The 23,296-nt window shown below is 52.9% G+C and carries 20 protein-coding genes; 13 read left to right on the top strand and 7 right to left on the bottom strand.

Annotation, left to right across the window (positions count from 1 at the left end; translation table 11 throughout):
* Positions 1-109: 109 nt before the first annotated feature.
* Positions 110-2,113, top strand: coding sequence for a T9SS type A sorting domain-containing protein (locus IPJ96_07115; GenBank protein MBK7910119.1), 2,004 nt, complete (start codon positions 110-112; stop codon positions 2,111-2,113).
* An 80-nt stretch (positions 2,114-2,193) separates the two neighbouring features.
* Here the strand turns inward: IPJ96_07115 and bshB1 are convergent, their stop codons facing one another.
* Complete coding sequence (gene bshB1 / locus IPJ96_07110) at positions 2,194-2,910, bottom strand: bacillithiol biosynthesis deacetylase BshB1 (protein ID MBK7910118.1); 717 nt, start codon at positions 2,908-2,910, stop codon at positions 2,194-2,196.
* A gap of 77 nt (positions 2,911-2,987) precedes the next feature.
* Between bshB1 and IPJ96_07105 the strand changes: the two genes are divergently transcribed.
* From IPJ96_07105 to IPJ96_07060, 10 genes are all read left to right on the top strand, one after another.
* Positions 2,988-4,394: an MBL fold metallo-hydrolase gene (locus IPJ96_07105; protein MBK7910117.1), complete on the top strand. Its 1,407-nt coding sequence runs from the start codon at positions 2,988-2,990 to the stop codon at positions 4,392-4,394.
* Positions 4,391-5,047: a heme exporter protein CcmB gene (locus IPJ96_07100; GenBank protein MBK7910116.1), complete on the top strand. Its 657-nt coding sequence runs from the start codon at positions 4,391-4,393 to the stop codon at positions 5,045-5,047. Before IPJ96_07105 ends, IPJ96_07100 begins: the two co-directional genes overlap by 4 nt.
* Positions 5,048-5,075: 28 nt before the next feature.
* Positions 5,076-5,747 (top strand): cytochrome c biogenesis protein CcsA, encoded by a 672-nt coding sequence (gene ccsA / locus IPJ96_07095; protein MBK7910115.1) that lies wholly within the window; start codon positions 5,076-5,078, stop codon positions 5,745-5,747.
* Between the two features lie 11 nt (positions 5,748-5,758).
* Positions 5,759-7,363, top strand: coding sequence for a hypothetical protein (locus IPJ96_07090; protein MBK7910114.1), 1,605 nt, complete (start codon positions 5,759-5,761; stop codon positions 7,361-7,363).
* 33 nt (positions 7,364-7,396) lie between these two features.
* On the top strand, positions 7,397-7,612 hold the full coding sequence (locus IPJ96_07085; GenBank protein ID MBK7910113.1) for a CcmD family protein: 216 nt from the start codon (positions 7,397-7,399) through the stop codon (positions 7,610-7,612).
* Positions 7,613-7,700: 88 nt separating this feature from the next.
* Positions 7,701-8,108 carry a cytochrome c maturation protein CcmE gene (locus IPJ96_07080; GenBank protein ID MBK7910112.1) on the top strand — a complete coding sequence of 136 codons (408 nt, stop codon included), beginning with the start codon at positions 7,701-7,703 and terminating at the stop codon, positions 8,106-8,108.
* A gap of 37 nt (positions 8,109-8,145) precedes the next feature.
* Entirely contained in the window at positions 8,146-10,566 is a 2,421-nt protein-coding gene (gene ccsA / locus IPJ96_07075) for a cytochrome c biogenesis protein CcsA (GenBank protein ID MBK7910111.1), read from the top strand.
* A gap of 1 nt (position 10,567) precedes the next feature.
* Positions 10,568-11,332 (top strand): DUF2520 domain-containing protein, encoded by a 765-nt coding sequence (locus IPJ96_07070; protein ID MBK7910110.1) that lies wholly within the window; start codon positions 10,568-10,570, stop codon positions 11,330-11,332.
* 26 nt (positions 11,333-11,358) lie between these two features.
* Positions 11,359-11,865, top strand: coding sequence for a 3-deoxy-D-manno-octulosonate 8-phosphate phosphatase (locus IPJ96_07065; GenBank protein ID MBK7910109.1), 507 nt, complete (start codon positions 11,359-11,361; stop codon positions 11,863-11,865).
* Between the two features lie 4 nt (positions 11,866-11,869).
* A complete protein-coding gene (locus tag IPJ96_07060; GenBank protein MBK7910108.1) occupies positions 11,870-12,787 on the top strand; it encodes a geranylgeranylglycerol-phosphate geranylgeranyltransferase in 918 nt (305 codons plus the stop codon).
* 233 nt (positions 12,788-13,020) lie between these two features.
* Here the strand turns inward: IPJ96_07060 and IPJ96_07055 are convergent, their stop codons facing one another.
* From IPJ96_07055 to IPJ96_07035, 5 genes are all read right to left on the bottom strand, one after another.
* Positions 13,021-15,048 carry an OmpA family protein gene (locus tag IPJ96_07055; protein ID MBK7910107.1) on the bottom strand — a complete coding sequence of 676 codons (2,028 nt, stop codon included), beginning with the start codon at positions 15,046-15,048 and terminating at the stop codon, positions 13,021-13,023.
* A gap of 48 nt (positions 15,049-15,096) precedes the next feature.
* Positions 15,097-16,818, bottom strand: coding sequence for a PQQ-binding-like beta-propeller repeat protein (locus tag IPJ96_07050; protein ID MBK7910106.1), 1,722 nt, complete (start codon positions 16,816-16,818; stop codon positions 15,097-15,099).
* 24 nt (positions 16,819-16,842) lie between these two features.
* Positions 16,843-17,205: a hypothetical protein gene (locus IPJ96_07045; GenBank protein ID MBK7910105.1), complete on the bottom strand. Its 363-nt coding sequence runs from the start codon at positions 17,203-17,205 to the stop codon at positions 16,843-16,845.
* Positions 17,206-17,330: 125 nt separating this feature from the next.
* Positions 17,331-17,975: a response regulator transcription factor gene (locus IPJ96_07040; GenBank protein MBK7910104.1), complete on the bottom strand. Its 645-nt coding sequence runs from the start codon at positions 17,973-17,975 to the stop codon at positions 17,331-17,333.
* The gene (locus IPJ96_07035) at positions 17,968-19,941 is read right to left on the bottom strand and encodes a sensor histidine kinase (protein ID MBK7910103.1); all 1,974 of its coding nucleotides are present in this window, start codon (positions 19,939-19,941) and stop codon (positions 17,968-17,970) included. The genes IPJ96_07040 and IPJ96_07035 overlap by 8 nt, the downstream gene beginning before the upstream one ends.
* A gap of 53 nt (positions 19,942-19,994) precedes the next feature.
* Here IPJ96_07035 and IPJ96_07030 point away from each other — a divergent pair, with 53 nt between their 5' ends.
* Positions 19,995-20,702, top strand: a complete 708-nt coding sequence (locus IPJ96_07030) for a Maf family protein (GenBank protein MBK7910102.1) — start codon at positions 19,995-19,997, stop codon at positions 20,700-20,702.
* A 45-nt stretch (positions 20,703-20,747) separates the two neighbouring features.
* Positions 20,748-21,638 carry an EamA family transporter gene (locus tag IPJ96_07025; GenBank protein ID MBK7910101.1) on the top strand — a complete coding sequence of 297 codons (891 nt, stop codon included), beginning with the start codon at positions 20,748-20,750 and terminating at the stop codon, positions 21,636-21,638.
* A gap of 9 nt (positions 21,639-21,647) precedes the next feature.
* Here the strand turns inward: IPJ96_07025 and IPJ96_07020 are convergent, their stop codons facing one another.
* Positions 21,648-23,261, bottom strand: coding sequence for a T9SS type A sorting domain-containing protein (locus IPJ96_07020; protein ID MBK7910100.1), 1,614 nt, complete (start codon positions 23,259-23,261; stop codon positions 21,648-21,650).
* Positions 23,262-23,296: the final 35 nt, after the last annotated feature.

Below are 23,296 nucleotides of genomic sequence, written 5' to 3'. Positions count from 1 at the left end.
ACGGTCATAGCGAGGTAAAATCGCCTTCCTGAGGGTTTGGAATCGCCACTTCTTTACCTAAATTTGTCGGAGACATTAACCAACAGTCTAAATCAAAAACCATCGTAAAATGAAAAAAGGTTTACTTGTATGCCTCTCGCTGGCCGTGAGCCTGGGAGTTGTGGCGCAAGAGCGGATTTCACGGCTACCGCAGGGTTTCAAGAAAGCTGAAGTACCTGCAGCGCTGAAGAACCGCCGTGCTCCTGTCCCCCAGCGTGCGACCATGGACAACGGAGTGCCGTTCAACAACATCCAGAGCCGCCCGTGGGTCGCAGCTCCTGCATCCAATCTTCGTTCCGCGACGACCACCTCGTCCGACGACGTAATTGGATACACGTATTATGACTTGCAAACGAATGGTACCACCTCCAATCGTATCGTGCAGAATTCTGACGGTACCATTTCGGTTGCATGGACCTTCTCGCCGGACGCTAACAGCGGTTTCCCGAACCGCGGTACCGGTTATAACTATTGGGACGGTACCCAGTGGATCAACGGTTCGTTGAACACCACCGGAACGCCCGGACCGAGCACCCGCACGGAAGGCGCGAACCGTACCGGTTTCACGAACATCATCGTCACCGAGACCGGCAAGGAAATGAGCATTGCTCACTGCTCCACGACCGGTGGCATGCTGCTCAACTGGCGCGGTACCAAAGGAACCGGCGCATGGACGCAGTTCGCTACGGCCCTGGCTCCGACCACGCCGAACGATGACACCTGGGCTAAAGCCATCTCTGGCGGAAGCAACGGTGAGACCGTACACGCACTTTGGCAGGGTTCCGGTGTATCCGGCACGCCTTACGAAGGACAGGACGGCCCGATCTATTACTCCCGTTCTTCCGACGGCGGAGCTACCTGGCCTGTACTGAAGTCGGTTCTTGCTGAACTCGACTCCACCCAGTACACCGGTTTCGGTGGTGACGCATACAACATCGACGTTCGCGGAGACCTTGTAGCATTCGTTGCTGGCGATTTCTCGACCGATGTAGTGCTCATGAAGTCGACCGACGGCGGTAACACCTGGACCAAGACCATTGTCCAGCGCTTCCCGATCCCGCTGTTCGACAGCGCTACCATGCTGACCGACGTTGACGGTGACGGTATCGCCGATACCCTGCTGTCAAATGGCGGCGACCCCTGTGTCCTCATCGACAACAACAACAAGTGCCACGTATGGTTCTCGGCTAACCGCGTTCTTTGCGACGATCCGGGTACCGGTACCGGCCAGGGTCTCTCCTACTTCCCCGGCACCGACGGTCTGTTCTACTGGAACGAAGACATGGGTCCTGATCCTGGCGACGGTTCCAACTACGTCCTCATCGCCAGCGCAGTGGATTACAACGGCGACGATGTGCTGAATACTCCGGAAAGCGGCACCTGCGATTTCCCGTGGGGCCTCTACCGTGGTCCGATCACCGAGAAGCCCTCTGCAGGTATCAATGCCGCCGGTACGATCTTCATGACCTACCAGACCATCGACGAAGCGTCTGACACGACCTTGTATTCCCAGTCGCACAAGCACGTCTACATGATGACCTCCAGCGATGGCGGTAACACCTGGACCTACCCGATGGACATTCGTCGTACCGTTCCGGGCAACGATGCCAACTTCGAAGAGTGTGTCTTCGCTGCTGTTGGTCGTAACGTAACCAACGAAGCCGTGGTACTTTATCAGCGTGACGGCGCTCCTGGTCACGCGCTTGCAACTGCAGGTACCTGCGATCAGGCCAACAACCTCGGTAACGCCAGCGATATCGTTTACACCCTGGTAGACGCGCTGACGGTCGGCACCGACAATTCGATCGCCAACAACAACTTCTCGGTTTCTCAGAACTACCCGAACCCGTCGAACGGATCGACCTCGATCAACATCACCTTGAAAAAGGCTTCGTCGATCAACTTCACCGTTGCTGACATCCTCGGCAAAGTAGTTTACACCGAGCAACTCGACAACCTTGCTGCAGGTATCCACACCGTTACCCTGAACACCGGTTCATGGGCTCATGGTGTTTACACCTACACGGTACGCACGGCCGACAACGCTGTAACCAAGCAAATGATCGTGAAGTAATACCCAGGGAATACTACCAACTCCCCAAAATAAAAACGCCCCGTCCAAGGACGGGGCGTTTTTATTTTAAAGCAGGAATCTTACAACAAATCAAATATGTCCTCTACGGCAGGGGTCCGGGACGCGATGTAACCTTCCGCATAGGTCAAGCCGGCAGGGCGGGCGAATACGGCAGCCTTGGCTTCGAGATAGGCAAGAAACTCACGGGAAGAGATGGGTGTTTCCGGTTCATTGGATTCCGGATTATAAAACTGGGATTTGAAGGCAAGCACTGCTTCCATCCGCTCTTTCCAGACAGCAGCCACGTCGACGACAAAATCGGGGGTGTCGTAGCGGTCCTGGATGTAATGATACAAGGCTCTGCATTTCCAGGGCGCCTGACTTGTTCCGTTATCGTCCGTCTCGACCTTTAGCAGACCGGCAAGGAAGGCAGCCTTCGCGACCAGCGCCGCACCCCGACCATGGTCCGGATGCCGATCGGAAACAGCGTTGCAGAGGATCAACTCGGGTTGATACCTCCGGATCATCCGGACGACTTGCAGTTGATGTTCCGGATCATTTTCGAAAAAACCATCCCGCATACCCAGGTTCTCGCGACAACTGAGACCCAGAATTCGGGAGGCTTCCCGGGCTTCCTGATCCCGTAGTTCAGGGGTTCCACGGGTACCCAGTTCACCCTTCGTCAGATCCACGACACCGACCTTACGACCGGAACGGACGAGTTGCAGGATGGTGCCGGCACAGGACAATTCCACATCGTCCGGATGAGCGCCAAAGGCAAGCACATCTAATTTCATGGTTCAAATGTAGTAAATGGGGATATTCCCCTTCCCCGGCCTAATTCTTCGTAATTTCGATGCACCAATTGAAATCCATGAAGATCACTTTTCACGGTGCTGCCAGAACAGTGACCGGCTCTAAACACCTGCTGGAATTGGAGGACGGTCGGAAGATCCTGTTGGATTGTGGCATGTTCCAGGGACATGGTGCCGACACGGACCCCCTCAACCGGCATCTGGGATTCGATCCGAAAGAGCTATCCCACGTCATTCTTTCCCATGCGCACATTGACCATTCCGGCCTTCTGCCTTTGTTGGCCAAGGAAGGGTATGAAGGCAATATTTACTGCACGCCCGCTACGAGGGATCTCTGTGCCATCATGCTGGCGGATACGGCACATATTCAGGAGTACGACTCCGTTTATATCAACCGGAAACGAAAACAGAACGGACTTCCCGGAGTGAAGCCGATCTACCGGATGGAACATGTTGAGGCGGTCATGCAGCAGTTTTGTACGGTCCCCTACGAGAAGACCTACAAAGTGGATGACGGGCTGGAACTTCGCTTCACCGATTCAGGACATATCCTGGGTTCAGCGGCGGTAAACCTGATCATTCGGGAGAAAGATAAAGTCACCCGCCTGTGTTTCACAGGTGATATCGGACGTCCGGACGACCTGCTACTTCGTACGCCTTCCCCATTTCCACAACCGGACGTACTGATCTGCGAATCGACCTATGGAAACCGGAAGCACGAAGACCGGGAGATCTCTCAAAAGCGGTTGCTGGAAATCGTTCTTGAGACCTGTATCCAGCGAAGCGGGAAATTGGTGATCCCGGCTTTTAGTCTGGGAAGAACACAGGAATTGGTCTATGCACTGAATAATCTGCACAATGCCGGCCTCCTGCCGCCCATCCCGGTTTACGTCGACAGCCCCTTGTCGGTCAATGCGACCGTTATCATGCGGGCGCACATGGAATGCTTCAACAACGAACTTCGCAAATTGCTACAGAACGATCCCGATCCGTTCGGATTCGATCAGTTGCATTACATACAGCGCGCCGAAGACTCCATGAAGTTGAACGAGATGAAGGAGCCCATGATCATTCTTTCAGCATCCGGAATGGCGGAAGCAGGAAGGATCAAGCATCACATCCGGAATACGATCGAATCCGCGCAAAACACCATTCTCCTGGTCGGTTATTGCACGCCTGACAGTCTGGGTGGCCGCCTGGGTGCCGGCGCAAAGGAAGTTCGGATCTTCGGCAAACCCTATTCGGTCAACGCCCGTGTCGAACAACTGAACGCCTACTCCGCTCACGCGGATTATGAAGAAATGTTGCAGTACCTGTCGTGCATCGAAAGCCGAAAGGTGAAGCATACATTTCTGGTACACGGTGATTACGATGTACAACACGATTGGCGGCAAAAACTGGAAGCTGCGGGTTTCGGGAACATTGAAATTCCGGACATGCACAGTTCCTGGGAGATCCCTGCATGAAGCGACAACTCACCGCGCTGATCGCGAAAGAAGTCAGGCTCGAATGGAAGCAACGGTACGCGCTGGGCGGCATCCTGCTCTATGTGATCGCGACCGTATTCATCGTTTATTTGTCCTTTCGCCAGGTCATTGACCTGCCGACCTGGAACGCATTATTCTGGATCATCCAGGTTTTTGCCGCGGTCAATGCCATTGCAAAGAGTTTCCTGCAGGAATCGCGCGGTCGTATGCTCTACTATTACACGCTGGCCGATCCACGAGCGGTCATCCTTTCCAAGACGATTTACAACCTCGGATTGATGTTCCTCTTGTCGGTCATCAACCTGGCATGTTACTCGCTTTTCATCGGCAATCCGGTTCAGGACATCTTGCAGTTTACCATTGCCGTCCTGCTAGGCAGCCTGGGATTCGCGGCGGTTCTGTCAATGGTTTCCGCCATCGCTTCAAAAGCGGGCAATAACACGACACTTGTTGCCATCCTGGGCTTTCCGATCCTCATCCCGCTTCTGATCACGACCATTCGTTTTTCGAAGAACGCCATGGATGGACTGGCGTGGTCGGTCAGCACGCACTACATCATCCTGCTGGCCGCCTTGAACCTGCTGGTCGTCACCCTCGCATACCTGCTGTTTCCCTATCTTTGGAAAGAGTGAACTACCAACCCAATCAACACCACAACTCATGAAGATTGCCGGACTCGCCTGGTGGAAATGGCTTTCCCTGCTGCTCGTACTCTACGCGATCGTCGGAGGAATGCTCATCCCGGTTCCCCGACTTGCCATCCTGCATGAAACGATCCGCAACCTGTTCTATCATGTGACCATGTGGTTTTCGATGATGGGCTTGATGATGGCCGCACTCATCTTCGGCATCCGTTATTTGCGCAAAGGGAATCTTGATGACGACCTTCGCGCCGACGAGTGTGTCCGGACCGGTGTGGTTGTCGGCATACTGGGCCTGATCACCGGCAGCATCTGGGCCCGCAACACCTGGGGAGCCTGGTGGGTAAACGACGCCAAGTTGAACGGCGCGGCCGCTACGATGTTGGTTTACTTCGCTTATCTCATCCTGCGCGGCTCGATGGAAGATGAGCATAAGCGCGCGAGGATCACAGCCGTTTACAGCATCTTCGCCTTTTCGCTGATGATCGTCTTCATCATGATTCTGCCGCGCATGACCGATTCCCTGCATCCCGGCAACGGAGGGAATCCCGGCTTCAGTTCCTATGATCTGGATTCACGCATGCGGACCATCTTCTACCCGGCCGTACTAGGATGGGGATTGCTCATGGCCTGGATTACGGAAGTTCGCATTCGCATGAAGCGACTGATCCGTGAAAAGGAAGAACTATGAACTACCAGCACATGAGACGTCTTTTCTTCCTGACCTTGCTATCACTGCTCTTTCACTTATCCGCCCAATCCCAACCCTTACAATTCCAGGCGACCCGTACACACGATAACGGTTCGATGGGAAGTATACTGTTAGCGGCACCGGACCAGGGCAGCGTGTTGGCCGGGCATTCAGCCCTGGGGAATACCGGGTACCTCGATCTTGTCAAATACGATGAATTCCGCAACTACGTCTGGTCAGTTTCCTATCAACTGACCGATACCTTATTGTATGTTACTGACGGTTGCTCCTACGGGGATCAAGGCTACCTGTTTGCCGCGAGCGTACATTCCGGTAACGCCAACACATCCGAACTGTTATTGATACGTACGGATACCGCAGGGAACATGCTTTGGAACCGGCGATATTCAATCGGGCTACGCTGTGATTTGTCGAGCCTGCTACCCGTGGCCGACGGGGGCTTCATAGCCGGAGGCACGGTGTTGACCGACTCCACTGCCCGCTACGAGGATATGTTGGTCATTCGCGGTAACGAGGATGGCAATCTGCTCTGGTCACAATCTATCGGTTCCTCGGCGCGTGAATCAGGCAATTCGATGATCCGAACGAGCGACGATCAGTACGCCATTGCCGGAACTACGGAAGACGCCAATGGCAGTAGCGGGGCGTTTCTGAGCAAGCTGGACACCTCCGGGAATTATTACTGGTTCACGCGCTACGCAACCGGGATCTACGATGCCGCCTATTCGCTTGTCCAGGCTGACAATGGCAGCTACCAGTTGGCAGGAAAAGGCGGACCTACCGGAGAAGATGTATTGCTGCTCCGCACGGATGTAAACGGAACTCCTTCCTTCGCCCGAATTTACCAACTCAGTTTCGGGACCTATCAACTCAATGAAACGGCGCTGGGCATGACGGGCACACCGGATGGAGGATTTCTGATCGGTGGTGAAGTACTTCGGCCCGGGACCTTGAATCCCTGGCTGTTCCTGGTAAAATTCAGCGGCAACCTGCTCACCGAGTGGTTCAATTCATACGCATTCAGCACCAGCCGCGATCAGCGCTTCGGGTCAATGTTGCAACAAGCCGATGGCGGAGTATTACTGGGTGGCAGCCGGCGCATTTCCGCTGCCTACCCCTGGAATGCCCTGACGATCGCAACCGATGCATCCGGCATCAGTGGTTGCCTGGAGACTGCTTTGAACGAACACGATTCTACCGTTACCCCGATCGCGATCAACCTTTCACCTGTAAGCAACACGACAGTTCCTACCGCGTACTACAGCCAATTGACGGCGGTGCAACCGAACTGGACAACTGATTCGGCTTGCTACACTTTCACCAACATCGGTCAGACGAACACGTCGCTTGAGACACTTTCCTTTTATCCACAGCCGGCTACTCAACAACTCAGCATACGGGAACCCGGCCTCTTGAAATTCCCCTGCAGCTATCACATCTTCGATCAGGTAGGGCGAAGCAGCCTTCAAGGAACACTCGATTCAATTGACTCCACCCTGCCGCTCACCTCACTCACAGCAGGCATCTATCAGGTATGGCTGGTAGGATCAGATGGAACACCTGCCAGAGCCAGCTTGATAATCCAAAAACCTTAACTTCGTCTCCACCCGCTCAACCGACCTTACACGATGAAACGCCAACTGTCCGTCCTGCTACTTTTCCTGCTAAGCAGTTACACCTTACTGGCACAGTCAACTTCCGAGATCGACATGGCCGACACCTGGCGATCCAATGGAAAAATCAATGTCGTAATTGCCGTACTGGCAGTCATTTTTCTTGGGCTGTTCATTTACCTTATCGGCATAGACCGGAAACTACGCCGCCTGGAGAATAAAAAGAGCTAGTTTTCAATAGGTTACGCCCTCACACTCTATACCTTTTTATCGCTAATTTTGCAGTTCGGAATCCCGCTGCGGATTTCGGGCTGTCCCCATGAAAAAATCCCATATCATCGCCATCGTCATTATCGCGGTGGCCATTGCCGCTATCCTGAGTACCGTAGCGGACTCGAGCACGTATGCTTCCTTCAGTATTGCCGCGGATCATCCCAACAAGACCTACCATGTTGTCGGGAAGTTAGCGAAGGAGAAACCGCAGGAATACAACCCACAGGCTAATGCCGACTTGTTCACCTTTTTTCTGGTCGATAACGACGGGCAAGAGCGAAAAGTGATCTTACATAAAGCACGTCCACAGGACTTCGACAAGTCGGAACAAATCGTTGTGATCGGAAAGATGAACGGAGACGAATTCGCGGCATCCGATGTATTGATGAAATGTCCTTCGAAATACAACAACGGCAGCCCTGAGATGAAAGGCGCCCAAACCGACGGTGTCTGATATCAGCTGACAGACACGACCGTCGAACGCAACTTCTATGGAGATATCTTATATCGGCGAACAGCTTTGGTGGGGTTGGATCGGCAACCTGTTCGTCATACTATCCTTTACCGCTTCGCTGTTGGCTGCGACCGCGTATTGGTATGGTCACAAATCCGGGGACGATAGCTGGAAAAGCCTTGGGCGACGAGCCTTCCTCGTGCACGCAGGCTCGGTGATCGGAATCATCGTTCTCCTGCTCTTCCTCATCACACAACATCGATTCGAATACTATTACGTTTGGGAACACAGCAATACCCAAATGCCGATGCGGTACATCCTTTCCTGTCTATGGGAAGGGCAGGAAGGCAGTTTTCTATTATGGACCTTCTGGCATGTCATGCTGGGCCTGATCCTGATCAGAAGAAGCGGGGTTTGGGAGAATTCGGTCATGTTCATCGTATCGCTTGCGCAGGTGTTCCTTGCTTCAATGATACTGGGGGTTATTGTATTTGGCTATAAGCTCGGCAGTAATCCTTTCACCTTGCTAAGAGAGCACCCGGATTTCGCCCAATTGCCTTTCATTCGTTTTCCCGATTACCTGCAACGGCTAAAAGACGGCCGCGGCTTGAACCCGCTGCTCCAGAATTACTGGATGACGATTCATCCTCCTACCCTTTTCCTCGGTTTTGCGACCACCATCGTCCCGTTCGCCTATGCCATCGGTGGCCTCCTGCGCAAACAATACGATCAATGGATCCGTCCTGCACTGCCGTGGACCTTTTTCAGCATCATGATCCTGGGTACCGGTATCCTGATGGGTGCTGCGTGGGCTTATGAGTCGCTTAGTTTCGGCGGCTTCTGGGCCTGGGATCCGGTTGAAAACGCCTCCCTGGTTCCCTGGATGACGCTCACCGGCCTGGGGCATGTGATGTTGATCTACAAGCATCGTGGTCGCGCCTTATGGTCGAACTACATCCTGGCAGTCGTTACATTCTTCTTTATCCTCTACTCTACCTTTCTGACACGTTCCGGTATCCTGGGGAATTCCTCCGTCCACGCGTTTACCGACCTCGGAATGTCCGGACAGCTTTTGGTGTACATGTTGTTCTTCGTTGTGCTGGCTGCCTTTCTCTTATTCAGAAACCGCAAAGGAATACCCTTGGGACCGGATGAGGAGCATTTCTCTTCACGGGAATTCTGGATGTTCATCGGCATGCTGGTACTCGTCATCGGTTCCCTTCAGATCACCTTTACCACCTCGACACCGGTCATCAATAAATTGTTCGGAACCAAGCTGGCTCCTCCGGCCGACCCGATCGATCATTACAACCGCTGGCAAGTACCTGTGGCGATCCTGCTCAGTCTGCTGATTGCGGTCGCCCAATATTTCCGCTACAAGCAAAGCGACTGGAAAACCTGGTTGAACAAGATCAGTCTTTCCCTCTTGACGGCTTCCATCCTAACGGTCCTGCTCGTATTGGCGCTGGGATCCTTCCGTTACCACTATTATGCCCTTCTGTTCGCTTCACTCTTCGCGGTGACGGCCAACCTCGATTATTTCATCCGGGTGCTGAAGGGGAAATTCCGGAACGCAGGCGCCTCCATCGCGCACATCGGCATAGGATTGATCCTCTGTGGCGCATTGATCTCGAACGGAAAGAAGCAGGTGATCTCACAAAACCTGAAGAACATCGACCTCGGTAAGGATTTTCCCAACCGCGAGAACATCATGTTGGAACAGGGCCTGGACACTTTACCGATGGGGCCTTATTATGTCACCTATACTGGCAAGGAACAGGAAGGCATTCACGTTTATTATAAGATCGGCTATTTTACACAAGATGAAACCGGTCAGAAGCAACAGGCTTTCGAATTGCGCCCGTTCGTCCAGTTGAATGAGCGCATGGGAAATGTGGCAGAACCCGCCACCAAGCATTTCCTGACGCGCGATATTTACACGCACATCACCTATGCCGAATTAGAGAAAAAAGGTTCGGGCGACACCTCGGATTACCAGGCTCCGAAATCGCATATGATGGCGATCGGCGATACGGTCTTTACCAGCAATTCGTTCGTCATCCTGGAAGCACTCGATAAGCAACCCGCTTCCGAGACCGAGCATTTGCATGAACATGACATCGCGGTTGGCGCCAAGCTGATTGTGCAGGACATCAACAAGCGAACCTATACGCCGGAGCCGATCTTTTTGATCCGGGACATGTCGATGTATACGAAACCTGCTTCGGTGGACGAACTCGGGCTGCAGTTCGACTTCAACAAGATCGACCCCAACACCGGAAAGATCGAATTGCTCGTTCGGGAGAAGAAAAGCAACAAGCGCGATTTTGTGATCATGAAGGCGATCATTTTCCCGGGTATCAACATCCTGTGGATCGGATGTCTGATGATGATCCTGGGAACCGTGCTGGCAGTACGTCACCGGATCCGAGTGAACCAATCTTCCGAATCACAATAACATGAACATCGTTCTGATCGGCGCCGGAAACGTCGGGCAACAGCTCGCTCTCGCCTTAAAGAAAGCCGGCCATAGGATCGTTCAGGTACACGGAAAAGGAATGCACCGGGCCAGGAGTCTTGCCCGAAAGCTTGGATCGAATCACCTCAAGGATATCCGGGAACTTGACACATCTGCCGATATCATTCTCCTTGCTGTGCCGGATGACGCGATTCCGGCAATATTGAAATCAATCCCCGCCACGAAACAGCTGATTGTCCATACAGCCGGAAACGTTCCGCTCTCGGTATTCGGGCGAAAATTTCCGAATGCCGGGGTCTTCTATCCGCTTCAGAGCTTTTCCACCGATCGGCCACTTCGAATGCGACACATTCCGATCCTGATCGAAGCGCGCAGCCCGCAGCTACGCCGAAAACTGAACCTGCTGGGGAAATCCATTTCCGAAGAAGTAGTAGCTGTCTCGTCTGAGCAACGTCAATGGTTACACCTGGCTGCGGTCATTTCCAATAATTTCACGAACCACCTGCTTTATTTGTCATCCTCCCTCCTGCAACGACATCGACTGCCCTTCCGCTTGCTTTATCCCCTCATTCGTGAGACGACAGAAAAAGCCATTGCACTGCACCCTTTAGCAGCTCAAACAGGGCCTGCACGGAGAGGTGATCGTAAGACAATGCAAAAGCATTTAAGCTTGCTCGCTTCCGATCCCCGGCTCAGGTCACTTTACCGTTTGATGAGCAATGGCATCGCCGCTGTAAAAAGGTAAATGTCGAAATCGCTATCTTCGGTCGCATGAATTTCAAGGAACTTTTGTCCGGAGTAAAAGCATTCGTGTTCGATGTGGATGGGGTCATGACCGACGGAATGCTGGTCGTTCTCCAGGACGAATTGCATCGCATGATGAATATCCGGGACGGTTATGCTTTGCATGCGGCCATCCATGCCGGTTATCCGATCTGCGTGATCTCCGGAGGAAAATCCGAGAGCGTTCGTACCCGTCTGAACAATCTTGGCATCACCGAGGTGCACCTTGGCGTGAAGGACAAACCATCCATTCTTAATGAATTCCTGAAAGCGCACGATTTGAATGCAACCGAAGTGTTGTATATGGGCGACGACCTTCCGGATCTTGACGTGATGCGGATTGTGGGCGTACGATGTTGTCCTGCGGATGCCGCACCCGAGATTCGGGCAATCAGCTTGTACATTTCGCCCTTGGCCGGAGGACGCGGTTGTGTGCGTGATGTGATCGAACAAGTCATGCGTTTGCACGGAAACTGGCCCGGACTGAACGCCTGAACCCATGTTTCATTTCCTCCGGCTCATCCGACCCCTCAACCTGCTGCTCATCGCCTTGACGCAGTTTCTGGTCCGTTATTGTCTGATTCTTCCGGCCTTCCAGACGGAAAAGAATGTAACGGGTGAATTCCCTGCGCACTTAGACAAGTGGACGTTCTGCCTTCTCGTCTTCTCGACGGTCTTGATTGCAGCGGGCGGCAATGTGATCAATGACGTCTACGACCGATACATTGACGAAAAGAACCGGCCGGGTACGAATCCGATAGGGTCCAGGATCAGTCCGGAACTTGCCCGCAAACTGTTTATGACACTTTCGGTATTCGGGTGTCTGACCGGCTTCCTCGTAGCGTTGCGCATCGGTCGGCCGGGCCTCGGCTTGATCCAGGTATTTTGCGCTTACTCCCTTTACATGTATGCCAGCCAATACAAGCGGAAATTCATTATCGGGAACATCCTCATCGCGTTCTTATCGGCACTGGTTCCCCTGACCGTCGCATTATATGAACCGGAATTCTATCGAAACATCATCTACGTGTTGGTCTACGCGCTGTTTGCATTTCTGATCAGCATCGTCCGGGAGATTTTAAAGGATGCGGAAGATCTAGAAGGCGATCGCCAGGGTGGTTGCGACAGCATTCCTGTACGTTACGGACTACCGACAACACGAATAATCGCGACCGGACTGATCCTTGTAACCGGCGGAGTGATCGCCTATCTCCTCTATCACTTCTTTAACGACAACACCGTGGTCAGCCTCTTCAAACTGGAAGGCATCTTTCTTATTCCGCTGGCGGGCTTGCTCTATCTGGTGTTGACTGCAAAAGAAAAGAGCGACTTTCATTACACCAGTGTTTTCGCCAAGGCGTACCTCGCCATCGGAATTCTCAGCATGATTCCTTTCTACTTCTACTTCCTGAAGTAAGGAACGGCCCCTCCGGTCAGGGGGGAGTTATCAGTTGCAATAAATTGACCTTCGGGGCCGTATGACTCAAAGCATGCCGTCGTTCCTGTTAAACGCTTGCGCAGATTTTAACCCATGAAAAAGTGAGGGCCGTTCCAGGATAATCGGCTTGCGCCTGACTGACACTACCGCTTTTCTTCCGACTGGAACCTTAAGCGCAGCATTGCTCACTTTATCCATGCTTTTCTTCACCGTCACAATTTCAATATCTTGAATTCCACCCGCCGGTTCAGACTGCGTCCTTCCTCGCTGTCATTTCCGGCAATGGGACGGGTTTCACCATATCCCTCCGAAAGCAAGCGGGACGCCTCTACTCCGTTTTCAATCAGGAACCTGATAACAGAAGCGGCTCTTTCCTTCGATAATTGGAGGTTGGCCGCATCAGCCCCCACATCATCGGTATGACCATCGACTTCGATCCGCATGCCCGAATTTGCGCGCATGAACTCGACCACTCGCCTGAGTTCGGGTTCGGATTCCGGTTGCAAGGTGGCCTTTCCGAAATCAAAGAAAATGTTGTTCAACCGTACCACCTGACCAACCTCCATGGGCACAAGTGACAAGTCGCGTGAAAGCTCCTGGTAATCCAACAATGAATCAAGGTTAATAAAGGCGCTGACTGGAAAATAACCCGCCGCCTCGGCTCTGAATCCAAAGCGCGCGCCTCGGGGCAGCACGATCCGGTATTGACCATCTTTCGGTTCACTCCGCGCGAGACCGGCGGAAGCGCCTTCCGGCAGCCGCTCATACCGAATGGTCGCCTCAAGGGGCGCATTTGACTTTGCGTCCAATACTCTTCCCGAGACCAGAACAACCGGTTCCGGCTTCATTTGCTTGGGAAGACGGATCCGGAAAACATCCGTTGCACCCAATGAATTTTCCGAACTGACGAAATAGGCGTACTCGCCGGATGCCGGAAGTGTGAAGTAGGCATCCCAGCCGGCAGTATTCAGTCGCCCTCCAAGATTCACCGGTTCCGACCAATTCTTCCAGGAATTGTCGAGTCGCTTCGACATGTACATATCGCTACTTCCGTAGCCCGCAAATCCATCACTGGTATAGTAGAGCGAAACGCCGTCGGCCGCCAGAAACGGAGTCCCTTCCGAGCCAGCCGAATTGATAACGTGACCCAGATTCACCGGAGCCGACCACGAACTGTCGGCTTGCAGGAAACTAACATACAGATCGGCCGCGCCTTCCGTATCATCGTGTTCAATGCCCATCAACAATGCCCGACCGTCATTGGACAAAAAATAATTGACATACTGGTCGTAGTTCCGATAATTTTCGATCCGGATATTCCTGGGAAACGACCAGCCATCCAGGGCCCGATAAGCGAACGAAACGCCATTCAATTCCTGTCCATCCGCTTCTTCGGAAGTCCGGAAATAGTGATTACCCAACAAGAGCGTATTTCCGTCGGGCGTAACTGATTCCACAAAATTATTGGAAGCGTTATTCAACGGTTCATCCATATTCGTTGCCGGGCCCCAATTCCCCTTTTCATCGATCTCGGAATACCAGATATCATCATTCTCGTCGGAGCCGTTGATGTTGTCCGGGTGATCCTTTCGTGTGAAGTACAGTGTCCGGCCATCCGGTGAGATCACGGGATTCACATCGGAAAAAGCTGAATTAACCTTTCTCCCCAGGTTCTCAGGGCCGCTTGCCCATGCCAGGTCTTTCAACTCATGGATCTCGGCTTGGATCGGTTCCTCCGAGTCGGAGATCGCGATCGCATCAATCTGCTTCTGTCCTCCGAATTTTGAAAAATCGAAGTCGACGCGGACACGCTTATATTGCCTGGTGTCATCTGAATTAAAGACGCGAAAAACGCGGGACTTCTCACTCGTTGCAGCCGCCGGTCCTTTGTAGATGCGGTTCGTCTTTCCCTGTTCGTCGATGAGGGACACTGCTACAACGCCGCCAGGATTCAAATTCTCGAATACGGCGACCTGACGCACCACTTGCAGGGAATCAAAGGAAACTTCCAGATACTCCTTTCCCGAATTCGCCAGCCTTGACATCCAGGCGCAGGGGCTCTTCCCTCCCTGGGGCATGGCATCGGGTTTTCCCAACACCTGGAGGGGGCCGAACTGCTTGTTTCCCACAGAAGAGGAATACTCCTGCATGACCGATGCATACTGCACCTGGGCGCCATCTGCCGTTCTAAACAAGCCCAGAACAAGAAGAAAAAAGAAGATGAATGGATGGTGGCTCATGATCAAAAAATGACTCCCGGGAATGAGGCCATTCCCGGGAGAATCCTCTTACTTGTTGACTTTCAATTTTTGGACATCTTTCCCTTTGAATGTGAAAATGTATTCTCCGTCGGTTGTAATGTCGATTCCATCGCCATACTGTCCGCCACCACCCTTGCCTTTCGATTTGACCTCGCCTTTGATTACGCCGGTTTTTAGATCCACCGCGCAAATGGTGTTACTGCTACCGTTGTCGCGACGAAGAAAGAAATTACCGCCTACGTGGTGGTATGCACTGACACCCCGGAATTTATCGGTCGTATAGAGCTTTGCACCGTCTTTCTTGTTGTAGGCAGCAAGACCCTTATCACAAACCAATGCGACACTTTCACCGTTATCGAAGGCCCACATGGATTTCCCAACTGCACCCTTGGAGTGATCGACGTTAATCTTCATCTCGCCCGATTTCACATCAAACCCGTAGAATTCGTCCCCCGAACCCGCGAAGACCATTCCGTCCCCGAAGACGAGGTCGGTGATGCGTTTGTCGAATTTCTCGGACCGCCAAACCTTGGCTCCAGAAGCCGGATCAAGGGCGATAATGCCGTATCCGCCCATGAAGTCCCACTCGTTGTTGTAGTAGATGGTCGTAACAGTGCCGTTAGGACCGGTCTCCACCTTGTTTTCGATCGTTTGCTTATTCACAATACCGCCGATCTGTGCCACCAGGCGGCCATCTTCCAGGTGCAGATTGGGCATAGCGCCGGCACCGGTGATCTTTTCTGATTCCCAGAGTTTCTTACCGGACTCCAGATCGTACTTGGCGATGAACTTGGTGCGGAGCTTTCCGCTACCCAGCACAACATATACACCGTCGTTGGTATACAATGGCTCGGCAATTGCGCCGTAGATACCACCTTTGATCACCCGTCCGCCATGGGGGCCTCGGTTGAAAAGACCCCTTCGCGTTTCCTCGTCGGATTCATAGACCGCGCTCCAGAGCATTTGACCCGTCTCGTGATCAAACACCTGGATACCGTCCAGCTCCAGGAATACCTTGCCGCCTTTCAGGGTGAGGCTGGCCAAAGCTTCACGCGTCAGGACCTTTCGTTCCACGAAGCCAAAGAAACTCGTGCTCCACTTTACTTCCCCGTTGGCGGCATTGATGCGTATCAACTGGTTCTTGAATCCGCTGAACAAGGCAGCCAGCTGAGAGGGCTTGTAATTGATCATCAGCAACTCATTGCGCGAATCGTCATAGAGGAAGGCCCCGACCGAGCCTTTGAACTTGTCGGTTTCCCAGCGCTGCTGGCCTGTCTTGGCATCCACCAGGACCGTAGTATTCTTCAATGAAAAGAAGAATGCGCCCAACTGCGGGATGTATTCGATGTTATCCTCCGTGAGATCCGAATAACGATCAGTCGTCCACAAGGCTTTTCCTGCCTTGATATCAACGACCGTCAGTTTGTCCTTTCCCATTTTCTTTTCAAACAGAAAAAGCATGCCGGCATCAAAGTAGATATTCTGAAGCTCTCCGTTCTTCACACCTTCCTTGTCGGTCAGGTCCTTGAACCGGCTATACCAAAGTTGTTTCCCTTGACCATCGAGTACACTGACTTCATTTTCGTCGGATCCGACGATCATGGATCCGTCGGAATTCACGACCGAGAGCACTTTGGCCTTATTGGTGAATTCTGCTTCCCATACTTGCGGGAATTCATCGTCTTGAGCGCGGACATATCCCGTTCCGAGCAGCGCGACTGTGACCAGCGCGAGTAATTGCTTTTTCATTTTCGTACGTATTTGTGTTAGGGGTTAATTCCAGACAAAGCGGTGACGCACTTTCTGTCGAGCGCCCTTGTGCAATACCGTCTTTAATTTGTGTTTCTTCACCTGCTTCTGCAGGTACTCCAGGAAGCGGGGTTCCTTGATATCCGTCTCGCTTAGAAAAAAGGTCTCGATGCGTCCCTTTCCGGAAAGGGTGATGTCGGCGACCACCGTTCCACGCACCTCCGGAAAATGTCGGGCTACGAACGACAATTGAGCCGGGTCCTGTTGCCAGGCGTCCAACTCCGCGTGCACACGCTGCTCGATCAATTTAGGGTCTGCTATCGGCTGAGCATAAAGCCCCGCAAAAAACAGGGTACAACAAAGCACCATCAAGAAGATACGATTCATAGACAACTGATATTTCCCGTTGCAAAAATGTATCTGCGAACAGGTCCTATCAATCCCGTCCTCCGGGTAAATCGCATACCCACCAGCACGGATAGCGGCCGGATAATGTTGAAATCAGTAAAATATCAAAGTAAATTCTGCTCCATCGCGAACTTGAGCAAGCCGACGACCGACTTGGTTCCGGTCTTTCGGAAAATGTTCTTCCGATGGGTTTCCACCGTCCGTTCAGAGATGAACAGTGCTTCCGCGATCCGGGCGTTTGAAAATTCCTTTGCGATCAGGCGGACAATCTCAATTTCCCGTGAGGTCAGTACTGGTTGAGGTGCGACGGGCTGCTCTTTACGCGAGGCGAGGGCGCGCATCATTTCGGCAGACACCTCGTCGGAAAAATACAACTCACCCCGGGCTACCGTCCGGATCGCCTGAAGCAGTTCTTCCTGTCCGGTATTCTTGAGGATATATCCGGTTGCTCCGGCATCCAGCAGTTTTCCAATCGTCTCACGGTCGCCTGACATGCTGAGGGCGCAAACCATGACCGATGGGTACAAGCGCTTCACCTCCCTGGTCAGGGCCGCGCCGTCCATTCCGGGTAATTGAACGTCTGTCAGCAACACATCGGGTTGCGAGGATTGGAACGCTTCCAGGGCAGCATTAGCGGAAACAGCAATGCCTGCCACTTCAATGCCGGGCGCCTGCATCAGCAGCGAACGGATACCCTCCAGCAGGACCTGGTGATCATCCACCAGAAACACTCGTATGATCCTATCCATTACCCAGTGGAATTTCAATATTGACGGTTGTCCCCTTCCCTGTCTGGCTATCCCAATAAACCTCGCCACCAAGATAGTGCACACGGGTGCGGACATTTTTCATTCCAATGCCTTCAGCATTCCCGGCCATGTCTCCTGGCATACCCCGGCCGTCGTCTTCCACGAGGATACTAAGCGTATGCTCATGCCGGACGAACTGGACCGAAAAGACGGTGGCTTTCGCATGGCGCAGAATGTTTCCGATCAATTCCTGGATCACCCGGAAGAGAATCGCTTCCTGCTCGCTCGTCAATCGGCCTTCCATAGCTGATGCATCGACACTTCCATGCAGGCCACCTTTGGAGATCTTTTGTACAAAACCGGTGATCGCCTCTACAAGCCCCTTGGAGGAAAGGGCCGACGGCATCATGGCATGTGAAATCGACCTGACTTCCCGTGCTGATTCGTCCAACAATTGCAATCCGGTTTGAAGTGCTTCATGACTCCCGGAGGATTCAAGTCGGGAAATATTCAAACGAGCAGCCGCAAGCAGCTGCCCTACGCCGTCGTGCAATTCACGGGCGATCCTGACGCGTTCGTGCTCCTCAGCTTCCACCACCGCACGCGTACGCTGCTCGCGTTCCTCCAGCAGCGCCTCCCGCATACGCAATTGCTGCCGTTGTTTGAAGCGACTGTACAACAAATAGGCGATCACCCAACCGACGAACAATGCACCGACCAATATCCAGCGCACCGTGGTACTCCGTGCCAACTGAAGGTCTTTGATCCGATTATCCTGTTGCAACAACCTGTTTTCCGCCTCCTTCCGCTCGGTATCGAAACGCGTTTGCATTTCCGCGATGCGTTCATTCAGGTCCTCATCCTGAAGACTATCCTGATAGCGCACGTAACTTCCCAGGTACTCGAACGCTTTCTCGTGCATCTTCAAACCGGCATAACCATCGGCGAGATGACCGTAGGCATCCCGCATCTGTTTCTTCGATTCAATCTCTTCTGCGAGCGCCAATGCGCTGTCCGCAGCGTGTATACTCTCGCGCAATTGTCCGTTCGTGAAATACAGTTCGGACAGCAAGTTCCATCCCTCCGCCATGGACGCCGGATTGCCCAAGGTTTCCCATATCCGAATGGCGCGAAGCTGCAAAGATTCAGCGGCCGTGTAGTTTTTTCGCTTGTACTGCACACTGGCCATTCCGCTGAGGCTCATGGCTTCGCCGTCAAGACTTCCTTTCGTTCGAGCGAGTTCGATAGCCACTTGAAAAGACGAGTCGGCTTCCTTTATCCGCTCCTTGACCAATAAGGCATTCCCGATATTGTTCAACACCTCCACCATGGCCACGTCATCGCCTTGCGGCGTAATGATCTTCAGGTACTGGTAATAATTCGTCAGCGCGTCATCATAGCGCTTCATGGCCATATAGACGTTGCCGACATTGACGAAACCTTCCGCTACGTTCTGCGGCGTACCATAGGTTTGCTCCAGCCGCAATGACCGCAGTAAGAAGTCCAAGGCAGGGCCATAATCGCCGCGAAACAGGTGGACACTGCCGATATCATGATACGTAGCAGCTACCCCTGCGGAATCCCCGAGCGACCGGCGCAATGCCAGACATCGTTCATAGTTGGCGATGGCGGAATCGTATTGCCCCTGGATGGTAAAATAAACTCCGTGGAGAATGTAGGATTTCGCGATTCCCCATTGGTTACCGGATTTATGTGCCAGGACGCCTGCACGATCGGCATAACTGATTGCCCGCTCGATATCGGACGAATGGTATTGCCAGGAAATGTCGTTCAGGTATTTGATCCGGAGACTATCATTCCGTTCCCGTTGCAGGGAATCCTCCAGGAGCCGAATGACAAGCGTATCCTGGGCCGCGGTAGCAAGCGGCAATAACAGCAGAACGAAAAGCAGACGGTTGAACACGAATTCGCAGCGAGTGCCCGGAACCAAAGATACATTTTTCACGCAGGGTGAGCCGCATGAAGCGGGTTGAAGATCCGTATTCGTACTTTCGCCATATGGATCCCCGGAGTGTTCACAAACGCCTGTTAACCAGCTATACAGAACTGCTGTTGGGCTCAGGATCTCCTCGCAGGCGGCAACTCCTGGAAGGGATCGGATGGCCCATCCAAGTCCTCCGAAAGGACGTTCCGGAAGTCCCGCCCGGACACCTGCAAGGAGCCGAAGTAGCCCTTCACCTGGCCGAGTTCAAAGCCATGGCTTTTGACGAGGCTCTGGCTGCCGGTCAATTATTGCTGACAGCTGATACGATCGTCTGGCAGGACGGACATGTTCTCGGTAAGCCGGTCGATCGTGCTGATGCGGTTCGCATCCTCGACCGGCTGCAAGGTAACCGGCACCAGGTGTTTACCGGCGTATGCCTGAGCCTGCTTGGGAAGCGGTATTGTTTTAGTGTAGAAACGACCGTAACCTTCCGACCGCTTTCCAGTTCGGAAATCGAAACCTACATCGATGAATATCAACCCTACGACAAAGCCGGGGCCTACGGAGCGCAGGAATGTCTTCCGAAAAACATGAATCCCTGTTCAACAGAAGAACGTGCATTTCTCGATCATCTTGGCAAACCCCGGCTCTTTGAAGAATCGCTTGCTGCCGATCCCGACAAACATGTACCGATCATTTCATCGATCGATGGGAGTTACTTTAACGTGATGGGTTTGCCGATTTTTGAACTATACCGGGAGCTTGACCGATTTCTCCCCTGACCCCACCGCTTAAACCCTTAATCTTCCAGCATCACCCTCGTCCCGATGAAGCGCGCTTACTTCCAGATGCACCTGGCGATCTTTATATGGGGGTTTACGGGCCTGCTCGGAAAATTGATCCAGTTGAATGAAGGCATGCTGGTGTGGTACCGGATCCTCCTGAGCTGGATCAGCTTTTCGCTCATTGTCCTACCGGGAAAAGGATGGCCGAAACTGAATCGGTCCGAATGGATGAACATTTCGGGTATCGGCATCCTGGTGATGTTGCATTGGCTGACCTTTTACGGCTCGATCAAGCTTTCCAGTATTTCAGTAGCGATGATCTGCCTTTCTTCCATCGCGCTGTTCTCGTCGTTTATTGAACCACTTGTCAACCGGCAGCGATTCGATCATGTCGAGATCCTGTTTTCCGCCATGGCCCTGACCGGGATCTTTACGATCTACCGGTCCGACGCATCCGCTTCGGCAGGTATCCTGGTCGGCCTGATCAGCGCTCTGCTCAGCGCAACTTTTAGTGTCTTTAACCGGCGCATCGCGTCACGTTATGACCCTACGATCATCAGCTTCATTGAATTGGGATCCGGTTTCAGCTTTCTGACGCTGCTATTACCGGTATACGTATTGGTACAACCAACGCATCAGTTCATTCCGACGCTGACGGACTGGATTTACCTCTTGATATTGGCCTTGGTGTGCACGGTCTGGACCTGGATTCTTTCGCTCAAAGCGCTTCGAAAAGTGTCGGCCTATACCATGGCGCTCGCGCTTAACCTGGAACCGGTCTATGGTATCATTCTGGCCGTACTCTTCGCGAATGAAGGTAAGATTCTCAACAGCGGATTTTATTTCGGCGCTGTCATCATTCTGCTGACGGTCGTATTGCACACGATCTACCGCTACAGAAAATCACGCCGGGCGGAGACGCTGCAAACGTGAGGCAGGTCCTTACCTGATCAACAACCGGTGGATGTAACTGCCTTCCTCGTGGCGAACCCTTAGCAGAAAAAGACCCGGAGTCAACTCCGGTAATCTGATCGGATCACCCTCTTCATAACGGATCTGATGGGTTGAATAAACTGCGCGACCCGATACATCGAGGATGCTCAGTTCGAGATCACCCGATAAGCCCGATAAAAAGACACGGTCACTGGCCGGATTAGGATACACCTTGATCACCGCGCCATTCGTATAGGAATCGTTTTCGATCGTTACAGCGAGACATAAATCACCCTCGTGAACGCTTCGGTTTGTAAAACTGATGCCGAGTGTATCGGGCGCAACCGACAAAAATTCCTGATCCGGCGGTGTCATGTGAAGCAACATCAGATTCGCCCCGGCCATCGCAAAAACGAATTGTTCATTCAGATCAGCGCATACGCTCAGTAAGCTGGTATCGGAATGCACCAATGCGGGGGTATAGAGATTCCCGGCATAATAATAGACCGGGTACGTCCAGCTGCCATCCTGCTCGATCAAAAGGTCGGTTGTCGCGTTGCCGCCGAAGGTGAAGACCGGCGCCTTGAACAAGGCCCCATCCAACACATTGCCATCCTGATCCAGCCGTAAGAGGAATGTCCCGTTGTCATTTACCGTACGGTAACAGTTGCCGGTGAGACAAATCCGCCCGAACCGATCGGTCGCCATGGTTCGGACCTCCAGGTCATAGGCAATCTGATAATAACGTCTCGACCAGATCATTTGGCCGGCAGTATCCAATTTAAACACCACCACTTCGTGTTCGTTTCCGGCAATCGTACTTCCGGAAGCAGCAACGAAGAGGGCGGAATCACCGGAGAGGATGATTTCCACTGGACGCAAGCGTGTGTAAAAACTCCCGTCATCCACCTGCAACATCCGAAGCAGGCTGTCTCGATCCGACCACCATGCCAGTTGACTTTGGAAGCGTGCCATTGCCCGGTTCCCCACCTCGCCGACCGAGATTGTACGACCATCACGCAAGATGGCTGCTGCAGTCAGGGTAAAATCAGTTGAATCGTTTCCACTGGCCGAAGCACGTACTACCTGATCATTCGAATCCAACCGCAGCATAGTCATATCAAAGGTGAAGCGACCAAGTCCATCCGGAAAATCCCGATATCCGGCTATCAGACAACTTGCCCTACCTCTCCGAAGAACGACCGGTTCGTTGTAACCACCGAAGTCTATAACCAGATTCGACAGCAGACCACCGGAAGTATCCAACCGGGTAACAAATGTCTTGTAACCATTTTGCTGAAGAGTTCCGGCCATCAGCATACCGGTCGTATCAGCCAGGAGCAATCTGGCCCTCGGCGACACTACACCCGAAAGGGCGATATCGCGGCTCCATTCGGCAGCACCATTGTTTCGGACCTTTGACAGTTGCGGAACGAACAAGGTGGAATCGACGAAATTGTGCAGCAGGAAATAGCCGTCAGGGCCGGATTGGATCCGGTATTCCGGAGGGTAATTACCCGGCGATCCTATGTAACGCGCGAAAGGAGCAGCGGGCTGAGCCAACAAGCTGCCGGTGAGACACAGCCAAAATACGATCAAATGGAAACCACTTCGGGCCATCATAAGGCATTAAAGGTAGCTGTGAATCCACTTGATCG

It is taken from the genome of Bacteroidota bacterium, assembly GCA_016713765.1.
Taxonomy (GTDB): domain Bacteria; phylum Bacteroidota; class Bacteroidia; order AKYH767-A; family 2013-40CM-41-45; genus Pollutiaquabacter; species Pollutiaquabacter aromativorans.
This window is presented reverse-complemented; position numbering and strand designations above follow the sequence as displayed.